Source organism: Stenotrophomonas sp. YJH_SMC_37 (genome assembly GCF_059370035.1).
The window spans coordinates 112,342-118,433 of sequence record NZ_JCAFTG010000014.1; the positions used below are offsets into that span (position 1 = coordinate 112,342).

Annotated in this window: 4 protein-coding genes; 3 read left to right on the plus strand and 1 reads right to left on the minus strand. The window is 66.0% G+C overall.

Features of this window, described 5'->3' with window-relative positions; all coding sequences use genetic code 11:
• Nucleotides 1–15 precede the first annotated feature (15 nt).
• Nucleotides 16–378 (minus strand): 6-carboxytetrahydropterin synthase QueD, encoded by a 363-nt coding sequence (gene queD / locus AC5P8J_RS17635; protein ID WP_005407953.1) that lies wholly within the window; start codon nt 376–378, stop codon nt 16–18.
• 192 nt (nt 379–570) lie between these two features.
• On the opposite strand from queD, the gene AC5P8J_RS17640 reads away from it, so the two are divergent.
• The 3 genes from AC5P8J_RS17640 to AC5P8J_RS17650 form a co-directional block, all read left to right on the plus strand.
• On the plus strand, nt 571–3,210 hold the full coding sequence (locus AC5P8J_RS17640; RefSeq protein WP_495217011.1) for a TonB-dependent receptor plug domain-containing protein: 2,640 nt from the start codon (nt 571–573) through the stop codon (nt 3,208–3,210).
• Nucleotides 3,211–3,283: 73 nt separating this feature from the next.
• Nucleotides 3,284–5,878, plus strand: a complete 2,595-nt coding sequence (locus AC5P8J_RS17645) for a M14 family zinc carboxypeptidase (RefSeq protein ID WP_495217012.1) — start codon at nt 3,284–3,286, stop codon at nt 5,876–5,878.
• Between the two features lie 122 nt (nt 5,879–6,000).
• Nucleotides 6,001–6,092, plus strand: a 92-nt coding sequence (locus tag AC5P8J_RS17650) for a transposase (protein WP_332329010.1), incomplete at its 3' end; no start/stop codon positions are given.

The following is a 6,092-nucleotide window of genomic DNA, read 5'->3' on the forward strand; positions in this document are numbered from 1 at the left end:
AGATCAATGGGTTGATCAGGCCGTCGGGCCGCGGTAGCGACAGCCGGAGGTGCAGGTTTCGTGCACGGTGATCTCGCTCAGCGCCGGCAGGCTGGGCTTGAGTTCGTTCCAGATCCACACCGCCAGGTTCTCGCTGGTCGGGTTCTCCAGGCCGGGGATGTCGTTGAGGTAGTGATGGTCCAGGCGGTCATAGATCGGCTGGAAAGCCGCCTTCACGTCGCCGAAGTCCATGATCCAGCCGGTCTGCGCGCCGGGCTCGCCCTCGACCTTCAGTTCCACCCGGAACGAGTGGCCATGCAGGCGCGCGCACTTGTGACCCGGCGGCACGTTGGGGAGGCGGTGCGCCGCCTCGAGCATGAAGACTTTGAAGATTTCCATGGCGCGATTGTACGCCGCAGATGGCCGGCCATCCTGAGCGATTGTTGGACTTTCGTGAAGTAATTCTTTCCATCCGGATGAAGAGATGATAGTTTCTCTTATATCCGTATGAAGAGATGTTATTGGCCGGACCCCGGCCTGGCATGGACTACTGCGGAACTACGTCGCCCTTTCCACCTCCCCCACATCGTCATGCCCAAGCACACCCTGCTCGTGGCGGCCCTGGCCGTCGCTCTGGCCGCGCCTTTGTCCGCCGCCGCCGAAACCTCCGCCGACGCCAGTGGCGAAGCCAGCACCCTGGCCGCCGTGCGCGTCACCGGTTCCAACATCAAGCGCACCGATACCGAGGCCTCCAACCCGGTGCAGGTGATCGGCCGCCAGCAGTTGGAACAGACCGGCAAGGCCACCGTCGCCGACGTGCTGCGCTCGATCTCGGCCAACACCGGCAACGCTGCCAACGAAACCACCAACAATGGCTGGGCGTCCGGCTCGGCCGGCATCGGCCTGCGCGGCCTGTCGCAGAAGAACACGCTGGTGCTGCTCAACGGCCGCCGGCTGGCCAACTACGGCTTCCCGGCCGGTGGCCTGTCCGACACCTTCGTCGATCTCAATGCGCTGCCGCTGGTCGCGGTCGAGCGCATTGAGGTGCTCAAGGACGGCGCCTCGGCGGTGTACGGCTCCGACGCCGTGGCCGGCGTGGTCAACATCATCACCCGGCAGAACTTCGAAGGCGCCGAGATCGGCGGCAGCTTCGGCGGTGCCGACCAGGGCGGCCTGCACGAGCAGAACCTGAAGTTCGTCGGCGGCCTGGGTGATCTCGACACCGATGGCTACAACATCCTCTTCAGCCTGCAGGGGTACAACCGTGAGCGCCTGGACCAGGACGAACGCAACCTGACCAGGAGCGGCATCTACACCGACAAGCCGGGTGGCCGCTGGAACGGCTGGTCGGCCAAGGGCGCGCGCTACCTCATCAACGGCGTGTCGGTGCCGATGCTCGACGCCAACGGCAACTGCCCGGCCGGCACCACCCGCGTTGCCAGCGCGCCGATCGATGGCCTGTCCGGTGATACCTGCGGCTTCAACCAGGCGCCGTTCACCACGCTGATTCCCTCGACCAAGCGCTACCAGGCCTATGCCAACGGTACCTTCCGCCTGAACGACAACGTCGAGGCCTTTGGCGAAGTGCTGTACAGCCAGATCAAGAGCGCCGCCTGGTTCGGCAGCAGCCCGTTCTTTACCCTGGAAAGCGGCCGCTTCGCGTTGAACGCCAACAGCGGCCTGGCCGAGCCGGTGTCGTCGCTGCTGCCGGCCAACAATCCGTACAACCCGTACGGCCGCGCGATCCCAATCGAGTACACCTTCTTCGACCTCGGCGGCACGATCAAGACCAACCGTTCCACCGCCTACCGCGGCGTGTTCGGCCTGCGTGGCACCACCGCGTCGTGGGATTGGGAAGTGGCCGCGTTCGGCGCACGCAGCAGCGAGCGCGAGAGCGTGTCCGGCGGCTTCGCCAATCGCTGGGCGCTGGCCGACGCGCTGGCCACCGGCAGCTACAACCTGCTCAACCCGGCGGCCACGCCGCAGTCGGTGCGCGATTCGATCAACATCGCCACGCTGCGTCCGGCCGAATCCAAGCTGCAGGGTATCGATGCGAAGATTTCCGGCAGCCTGGGCCATACCTGGGCGGGTGAGATCGGCTTCGCGGCCGGTGCCGAGTGGCGCCGCGAAAAGCTCGACTCCAACAACCCGTGGCAGATCGATGCCGGCCTGCAGGTGCGCCCGGCCATTGCCGAAGTACACGGCAAGCGCCAGGTCAGTGCGGCCTACGCCGAAGTGAACGTGCCGCTGGCCTCGACGCTGGAGCTGTCCGCCGCCGCGCGCGCCGACCACTACGACGATTTCGGCGATGCGTTCTCGCCGAAGATCGGCCTGCGCTGGCAGCCCCTGGATGTCCTGCTGGTGCGTGCGTCCGCTTCCAAGGGCTTCCGCGCACCGTCGCTGTCGGAAAACTCCAACAGCACCAGCATCGCCTACGGCAGCGTGGTTGATCCGCGTGATCCGGACGTGCCGGGCTCGCGCCAGAACCCGACCTTCTTCACCGTCGGTAACAACGCACTGAAGCCGGAGCGAACCAAGAGCGTGAACTTCGGCGTGGTGCTGTCACCGTGGGCCAACACCAACCTGAGCGTGGACTATTACCGCATCCAGCTGGACAACCTGGTCGGCACCAACAATACCCAGACCCTGGTCAACGACAACGTGGCTGGCGCGGTGCAGCGCGATGAGCGCGGCAAGCTGCAGGCGGTCTACAACCGCTACCAGAACCTGAGCGAGCTGAAGACCTCGGGTATCGACGTCGAACTGCGCCAGCGCATCCCGACCGCGGCGCTGGGTGACTTCACCGTGTCCTCGGCCTATACCCACGTGCGCGACTACCGTCGCCCGACCGTGGTCGGTGGCCCGCTGGTGGACTACGCCGGCAGCAACCTGGGCGCGACCCTGCCCAAGGACAAGGCCACCACCACGCTGGACTGGAAGTACGGTGATTTCAACGCCGCAGTAACCTGGTACTACACCAGCAGCTACCGCCAGGAAGCCAGCACCGCAGCCAAGGCCGTGCAGCAGCGCGTCGGCAGCTATAGCCAGTACGACCTGTACCTGGGCTACACCGGCATCGACAAGCTGACGCTGTATGCCAAGGTGCAGAACCTGGCTGACAAGACGCCGCCGTACGACGCTTCGTTCCCGGGCATCCGCGCGCCATACGACTTCAGCCAGTACGACCTGCGCGGCCGCTACTTCACGCTGGGCTTCGATTACCGCTTCTGATCCATCCGCTGCGGCCGGTTTCTTCAGGGAGCCGGCCGCGCGACCGTCTGCCGTTGTGTCCTGGGGAGTCACCGTGTCCTTGCATCGTCGTGCCGTTCTTCCGTTGCTGATCGCCGCCGCCACCGCACTGTCCTGCCCGCAGCCAGCGCAGGCACAGAGTGCGTACTTCTTCCCGCAGGCCGTCGACGCGGCCGCGTTCGATACGTCCATTCCCACACCCGAGCAGTTCCTCGGCTACCCGATCGGCAGCCGTTACACCCGGCACGACCAGCTGGTGGCGTACTTCCAGGAACTGGCGAAACGCTCGGACAAGATCAGCGTGCGCGAGAGCGGCCGCAGTTACGAGGGCCGCCCGTTGCTGATCGCCACGGTAACCGCTGCCGGCAACCACGCGCGGTTGGAACAGATCCGCCAGCAGCACGCGACCCTGGTCGATCCGGCGCAGCCGCGCAGTGCGGCGGGCGACAGCCCGGTGGTGGTGTGGCTAGGTTACAGCGTGCATGGCAACGAGACCTCCAGCGCCGAGGCGGCGATGCTGACCGCCTACTACCTGGTGGCCAACCGCAGTGCCGAGACCCAGCAGTGGCTGCAGCAGGCGGTGGTGCTGTTCGACCCGGCGCAGAATCCGGACGGTCGCGATCGCGCCGCCAACTGGCACAACGCGTGGGCCTCCGATCCGGCCTCGGCCGACCCGGCTGACAAGGAGCACGTCGAGCCGTTCCCGCAGGGCCGCACCAACCACTACTTCACCGATCTCAACCGCGACTGGCTGGCCCTGACCCAGCAGGACTCGCGGCCGAAGGTGGAGGTGTTCCACCAGTGGTACCCGAACGTGCAGATCGACTTCCACGAAATGGGCAAGGACAGCACGTACTACTTCGAGCCTTCGCCGAAGAGCATGCACAGCCCGTTGATTCCGGCGCCGTCGTACGACTTCAACAAGACCCTGGCCAAGTACCACGCGCAGGCGCTGGATGCCTTGGGTTCGCTGTACTACACCGGCGAGAATTTCGACAACTTCTCGCCGGTGTACGGCTCGACCTATCCGGACTTCCACGGCGCGGTCGGCGTCACCGTCGAGCAGGCCAGTTCGCGTGGCCGCGTGCAGGAATCGGTGAATGGCCTGCTGACCTTCCCGTTCACCATCCGCAACCAGGTCGCCACCGGGCTGGGCACGGTGCGTGGTGCAGTGGCCGAGCGCAGTGGCCTGTTCGACCTGCAGAAGCAGTTCTTCCAGAGCGCGCTGAAGCAGGCCGCACAGCAGCCGGTGAAGAGCTTCGTGTTCGGCGACGCGCACGATCCGGCACTGACCCGTCGCCTGCTGGAACTGTTGCTGCTGCATCGCATCGAGGTACGTGCACTGGAGCGTGCAGTCACCGTTGATGGGCAGCGCTTCGATGCCGGCAGCGCCTACGTGGTGCAGGTGCAGCAGGCGCAGTTCCGCCTGGTGCATTCGATCTTTGCCGAGACGCCGCCGATCAAGGGGGATGTGTTCTACGGCAGCACCAGCTATGCAATCGCACCGGCCTACGGCGTGGCCTTCGCCGGTAGCCGCAGCCGTATCGAAGGCGGCGCACGGGTGACTGCGTTGCCGGCGCAGCAGGGCGCGGTGCTGGGTGACCAGGCCGGGTTCGCCTACGCGATCGACTGGCGCGACTACAACGCCGGGCGCACGCTGGCCGCGCTGCAGGGCAAAGGCGTGAGCGCACGTGCGGCATTCCAGCCGTTCACCACCGCGACCGCGCAGGGCGACGTCAGCTTCGCCGCCGGCAGCCTGGTGATTCCGGTTGCCGGGCAAGCGCTGCAGGGCGCGGCGCTGCTTGAGGCAGTGACATCGGCCGCGCGCGAGGCAGGTGTGCAGGTGCACGCGCTGTCCAGTGGCCGCAGCCGCGAAGGCATCGATCTGGGCAGTGACGGCGTCAAGGCGCTGCGCAAGCCTGCGGTTGCGCTGGTGATGGGTGAGGGCGTGGCCGCCACCGAGATCGGTTCGGCCTGGTTCCTGCTCGACCAGCAGTTGCATTTGCCTGCCAGCAAGCTGGACCCGCAGCAGCTGGGCAAAGTGTCCCTGGACCGCTACACCACGATCGTGCTGTCCGGGGGGACCTACACCGGCGTCGATACCACGGCGGTGGCTGCGCTGAAGCGCTGGGTGCAGGCGGGTGGCTCGCTGGTTACCTACGGCAGTGCATCGAAGTGGGCGATCGAGCAGAAGTTGGCCGACGGCGAGAAGCTCGGCAAGGAAGAAGAGACTGCCGACGAGAGCCGCCGTGCATTCGGTGACCAGCGCGACATCGCCGCGATCGAGCGGGTCAGCGGCAACATCCTGAGCGCCGATGTGGACACCAGTCATCCGCTGGCGTTCGGCGTGCCGCGGCGGCAACTGGCGATCAACAAGGAGAGCACGGTGACGCTGCAGCCGAGCACGAATCCGTTCTCGACGGTGGTACGCATCGACACACCGCCGCGGGTGAATGGCTATCTTTCCGAGCGCAACCGTGCGCGGGTGGCGGGCAGCGCGTGGGTGCTGGTGTCGGCGCAGGGGCAGGGCAACGTGGTGCTGTTTGCCGATGACCCGGCGCACCGCAAGTACTGGCACGGGACGGATCGGCTGCTGATCAACGCGATCTTCTTCGGGAATCTGGTGAATCCGAGTAAGGCGCGGGGCTGAGGCGTTTGGCGCCGAGTCGTTGTTGTGCTTGGGAGGCAGGGGGCCTCAGCCAGGACACGCCGTGAACCCATCCATGAAGTGACCCCCGGGAGTTGGACGCCAGATCCAACCCCGAGGGATACATGAACAGATACGACGCTCGTTTCAAACTGCAGGTCGCCAAAGAGGCCTGCAAGACCTCCACATCAGTCAAAGCCGTTGCTCGTCGCCACAG